The organism is Polaromonas sp. P3_C2 (genome assembly GCF_056402675.1).
Genome location: NZ_JBFUGX010000281.1, coordinates 1 through 5,388 on the forward strand (window position 1 = coordinate 1; position 5,388 = coordinate 5,388).

The 5,388-nt window shown below is 63.0% G+C and carries 4 protein-coding genes; 2 read left to right on the forward strand and 2 right to left on the reverse strand.

What is annotated here, in order from left to right:
- Window positions 1-74: 74 nt before the first annotated feature.
- Complete coding sequence (locus AC1DWI_RS12895) at window positions 75-974, forward strand: LysR family transcriptional regulator (RefSeq protein ID WP_477669766.1); 900 nt, start codon at window positions 75-77, stop codon at window positions 972-974.
- A gap of 233 nt (window positions 975-1,207) precedes the next feature.
- Window positions 1,208-1,546, forward strand: coding sequence for a hypothetical protein (locus AC1DWI_RS12900; protein ID WP_477669767.1), 339 nt, complete (start codon window positions 1,208-1,210; stop codon window positions 1,544-1,546).
- A 99-nt stretch (window positions 1,547-1,645) separates the two neighbouring features.
- Here AC1DWI_RS12900 and AC1DWI_RS12905 read toward each other — a convergent pair whose 3' ends face one another.
- Both AC1DWI_RS12905 and AC1DWI_RS12910 read right to left on the reverse strand, forming a co-directional pair.
- The gene (locus tag AC1DWI_RS12905; protein ID WP_477724967.1) at window positions 1,646-2,077 is read right to left on the reverse strand and encodes a group II truncated hemoglobin; all 432 of its coding nucleotides are present in this window, start codon (window positions 2,075-2,077) and stop codon (window positions 1,646-1,648) included.
- A 721-nt stretch (window positions 2,078-2,798) separates the two neighbouring features.
- On the reverse strand, window positions 2,799-5,360 hold the full coding sequence (locus AC1DWI_RS12910) for an ABC transporter permease (RefSeq protein WP_477669768.1): 2,562 nt from the start codon (window positions 5,358-5,360) through the stop codon (window positions 2,799-2,801).
- Window positions 5,361-5,388: the final 28 nt, after the last annotated feature.

Consider the following 5,388-nt stretch of genomic DNA (forward strand, 5'->3'; position numbering starts at 1 on the left):
GCCTCAATCTTGATCGATCCACCCAGTATCCGATAGACGTTATATTTAGACACTTCGTCTCACTGGTGGAACATATGGACTTACTTGCCCTTGCAGACTTCAACCTCGTGGCCCGGTATGGGGGCTTTGGGCGGGCCGCCCGCGAATCAGGGCGCCCCAAGGCGACCCTGTCACGGCGGGTGGCCGACCTGGAGAGCGGCCTCAACCTGCGTCTCTTCGAGCGGGGAGCGCGGATCCTCAAGCTCACCGAGGAGGGACGCTCGCTGTACGAAAAGACCTCTGTTTTGCTGGCCGAACTCGACGAGACGGTCGCCACGATTACCTCTGGCGGTGAGACGCCGCGAGGCACATTGAGGGTGAGTGCGCCACTGCTCTTCTCGCAAGCCGCCATGGGCAAGCTCGCCGCCCGGTTCGCGCTGAAGCACCGCGAGGTCCGGCTTGAGGTCATCCCCGAAGACCGTGCAGTCGATATGGTGGAAGAGGGGTACGACCTGGTGATCCGCGTCAACCCCGACCCGGACGAAAACCTGGTGGGGCGGATCTTCCTGAGAGATCGCCTGGTGGTGGTGGCAAGCCCCCAACTCAGCCCACCCACAGGCAAGGCGCCTGTTCCGGTCGTGATGCGGGCAGGCGGGGCAGGAAACCCGAATGAACCCTGGGAAATGACGGGACCAGGCGGTGAACAACGGTTTGCGGTGGACCCCGTCCTGCGCCTGTCATCGCTGTTCATGGTCCGTGATGCAGTCCGGGCAAATGTCGGGGCGGCGCGCATTCCCCTTTCGCTGATCTCCCACGATCTCACAGCCGGAACCCTGGTCCATTGGGGTGACGTGAAGGGGCCGGAGATTGCCCTCTGGGCGCTCTATCCATCACGCCGCCTGCTGAGCGCCCGCGTATCCGCTTTCCTGGACTGCCTGAAGGAAGCCTTTCCCAACGGGTCACCGGAGGAATTGGCGGACTACATCGGGAGATGAGGTCTGCACAAACGCCCGACTCTCTCGATGCGGAGACGAGCCCGACACCGCTCTCGAGCCTGACGATCCGGAGCGAGCCGCCATGGATGTGAACGAATGCTCATTTCCGTTGGCCTCAGACCACTGGCCTGTGGAATAAACCGCCGACCCCTCCTTTAGTTGCCAGGGGCATCCGCGCAATGCGTCACATCTCGTTAGAGTCGCCTTACTAAAAACAAAGAGGAGTTGTCTGGATGAATGCGCTGCACAGGAAAAAACTTGGCATTGAAGATGGCCACCGGATCGTCCAGAGAGACATCAAGGTGGAAGCCAGTGAAACCCACGTGACGTCGGTGTACTGGTATGACGAAATTGACGGGCAGGGAGATTTTGTGCGCGGCCATGTGCTCAGGGAAACCAACTTCATCCAGAAAGACAGGCAACCCGAACCCGCCAAGGCAGCAGAAGCCCCGCGCAATCGCGGTGAGGATCACCCGGATGATTTGTCGGCCAACTCGCTACGGGCACACATCCGTGAGCGCATGTGGCTTCACAACGTGCTGCCTCACGGCCGGCGCCGATACGCCATCTAGCGAGTATCAATACCGGCCGCAGCCCTTTGCAGTCGGGCGCGAACAGCTATATTTTTGATAGCATTCAGTGACCCGGCATTGCACCGGGGCGCTGCATCATCACTCGCCCCTGTTTCGCATCCAGTCGGCCGTCTGGAAAAACGACGCATTGAGCCGCGTGCGCAGCGCTTCATCAACACCGGTTTCACGCATGGCCTGGTCCATGCACGCCAGCCACTGGTCACGCTCGGCAATGCCGATCGAGCCGCCGCCGGTTTGCTGCGGCATGTGGCGCATGCGCAGGCGCGGATGGCCGAAGCGGTCGGTGTAGTACTGCGGCCCGCCCAGCCAGCCGCATAAAAACCAGAAGAGGCGCTGGCGGGCGTTGTCCAGGGTGCTGCCGTGCGCGGCGCGCAGGGCTGTGTAGCCGGGCTCCAGGTCCATCAGGTCGTAGAAGCGCTCGACCAATGCCTTGACGCGCTCTTCGCCGCCTATCCAGGCGTRGGGAGTTTCGAAGGGAGGGTTTCCTGGGGGCTTTTCTTCTATCTGCATTTTGGGATTATCGAATGTTGGGGTTTGGGGTTGGTTGAGAGGGGCTTTTTTGGGTTGCTGCTGATTCGATGGGGTGTGGTCGTTGATGAGTTCTGCTGGCCGGGGGTTGCCCGGCATGCAAGTAACTTTCTTTTGCTTCGCCAAAAGAAAGTCACCAAAGAAAAGGCGACCCTGGTTCCTGCGTCCCTWCGCTTCGCTGCGGGCAACCTGCGGTGCTCGGTCCAGCCGGGGTCAAAAACAACTCGCTTCGCTCAAACAAGTTTTTGCCCTGRTCCGTCTGGMCCTSCGCTCCTCGGCGCATCCACAAGGGCCAATCGGGAACGGGGACCGAATACCAAAGACAAATACCAACCAAGACTCGCCAKGGCGAGTCCTGGTTTCTTCTGGTATTCCGGGTTCTGTCTTCGGCTGTTGGGTATTTCTTCTCCCCACCCCTTCTGTCTGCGCCGAGGAGCGCAGGGTCAGGCGGATCAGGGATCGCGATTGTCTGAGCCGAAGGCGAGTTCGAGCGAGACCCCGCCTGAACCGAGCACCGCAGGTTGCCCGYAGCGAAGCGTAGGGTCGCAGACAGCAGGGTCGCCTTTTCTTTTGCTTACTTTTCTTTTGGCGAAGCAAAAGAAAAGTGAGTAGCTGCCGGGCTACCCCCGGCCAGCAACCCTCAGCAAAAAACACGTCCTGAAAATCAACCCAGCCTCAGCAAAGAGGGGAATTGGAAGAGCCGTTATTGCGCCTTCCGCAAAGTCTCCACCACTGGCGTATTCAAAACCGACCTCAACCCCCACCACCCCGCCGCCAGTGCCAGCAAAGCCCCCGCCAGGCTGCCCACCAAAGGCACCGTCCACGAACCAGTCCAGCTGAAGTCAAACACAAAGCGAGCCAAACCCCAGCCCACCGCCAGCGCAACGATGGAAGCCAGAAAGCCAGCCAGCAAACCAACGCCCGCCAATTCAGCCCGCTGCACCTGCCGCAGCAGCGAAGCACGCGCACCCACGGCCCGCATGATGGCGAATTCACGGGCGCGCTCTTCACGCGTGGCAGTGATGGCGGCGAAGAGCACGACCAGGCCCGCGGCCAGCGTGAAGCCGAACAAAAATTCCACCGCGCGTATCACCTGGTCGAGCACGCGCTGCACCTGCGCCAGGGTGCTGCTCATGTCGACATTGGTAATGTTGGGAAATGCCCTGACCAGCGTGTTGTCAAAACTCTGGGCATGCGGCTGGCCAGGCACGGCGGCTGGCGGCTCGGGTGCGCGAAAAGCGCTGATGAAGGACACAGGCACATCGGCCGGGAGCTGCGCCACCGGGTACATCACAAAGAAATTGACGCGCATGGAGCCCCAGTCGACCTTGCGCAGGCTGGTGATCTTCGCTTCACTGAGCTGGCCGCCGATGTCAAACCGCAGTGAGTCGCCTAGCTTGAGGCCCAGCGTTTTGGCCAGGCCGTCTTCCACGCTCACGGCATCTTTTTCGCCGCCTGTCCAGCGCCCGCCGGTGACCTGGTTGTGACCGGGCATGTCGGCACTGTTGGACAAATTGAATTCGCGGTCCACCAGGCGTTTGGCGCGATCGTCTTCAAAGTCGTCGGGCGTGACGGCCTTGCCGTTGACCGCCACCAGACGGCCGCGGATCATGGGGTACCAGTCGAACTTCTTCACGCCGCCATCGCGCAGCGCTTTCTGGAAAGCCTCGCCCTGCTCCGGCTGCACGTTGATGACAAAACGGTTAGGCGCATCGGGCGGCGTCGCCTTGCGCCAGCTGCTGATGAGGTCGGTGCGCAGCAGCACGAGCAGCATCAGGGCCAGCAAGCCGACCGCAAGGGCGCTGGTCTGCACCACGGCATACATGGGCCGGGCAGACAGCTGCCGCGTGGCCAGCACCAGCCAGCGCGGGGCGGTGACTTCGTTGACGCTGGCGCGCAGCAGCTTGACGGCGGCAAAACTGGCCACGGCAAACACCAGCACCGCGCCGGCAAAACCACCGACGGCAATCAGGCCCAGCTTAAGGTCGCTGCTGGCAGCGACCAGCAGGGCCGCAAAGCCGGCCACACCCACGCCCAGCACCGCCATTGACGCGGGTTTAAGGTTGCCGACGTCGCGGCGAATGACGCGCAGCGGCGGCACCTGCGCCAGCTGCAGCACCGGCGGCAGACCAAAGGCCAGCAGCAGCGTCAGGCCCATGCCCATGCCGAACACGACGGGCCACCAGGTGGCCGCCGGCAACGCGGTTTCAACCAGCCCGGCCAGCAGCAGCACAAAGGCGTAATGCACGGCGAAACCCAGCGCCACGCCAAGCGCGCTGGCCAGCATGCCGGCGACGACAAACTCAAAGGTGTAGGCCAGCGCAATGGTGCGCTGGGGCTGGCCCAGCACGCGCAGCATGGCGCAGTCGTCCAGGTGCTTGGTGGCGAAACCGCGCGCGACGATGGCCACGGCCACCGCGCTCAGCAGGGCCGCCAGCAAGGCCACCAGGTTGAGGAATTTTTCGGCGCGGTCCAGCGTCTGCCGCATCTCGGGGCTGCCCGATTCGAGCGACTCCAGCCGCACGCCGCGGATGCCGGACTCTGCACCGGGTTTCTTGATCTCGTCTGCGGCCCATTTCACATAGGCCTTGACGGCCTTGTCGTCGCCGGCCACAGCAAAGCGGTAGTTGGTGCGGCTGGCGGGCTGGATCAGGTTGGTGGCGGCCACGTCGGCCTGATTGATCATCACGCGGGGAGAAAAGCTGATGAACCCGGCGCCGCGGTCGGGCTCCTGCACGATGACGCGGGTGACCTTGAAGCTGGCGTCGCCCATCAACAGGGCTTGGCCGAGCTTGAGGCCCAGCGCGTCGAGCAGCGAAGCGTCGGCCCAGGCCGTGCCAGGAGCCGGCACCTCCCGCGTGTCTTCGCCGGGGCCGTCCAGGCTGTCGGCGATTTTCATGCTGCCGCGCAGCGGATAACCTTCCGGCACCCCCTTGAAAGCCACCAGCTTGCTGGCGCCGCCATCAGCGTCGGTGGCGCGGCCCATGGTGGGAAAGGTGACGGTGGAAATCGCCTTCAGGCCCAGCGCCTGCGCCTTGGCTATGAAGGCTTCCGGTGTGATGCCGTCACTGCGGATCACGGCGTCACCGCCCAGCAGCTGACGGGCATCGCGTTGCAGGCCGCCCTTGAGGCGATCGGCAAAAAAACCGACCGCGGTGAGCGCAGCAACCGCCAGGGTCACCGCGACGATCAGGAGGCGCAGCTCGCCGGCGCGCAGATCACGCAACAGGGTTTTCCAGCCGAGCTTGAGGAAAAGGGTGTTCATGCGCAGACCATAACGCAAAGTCCGCATC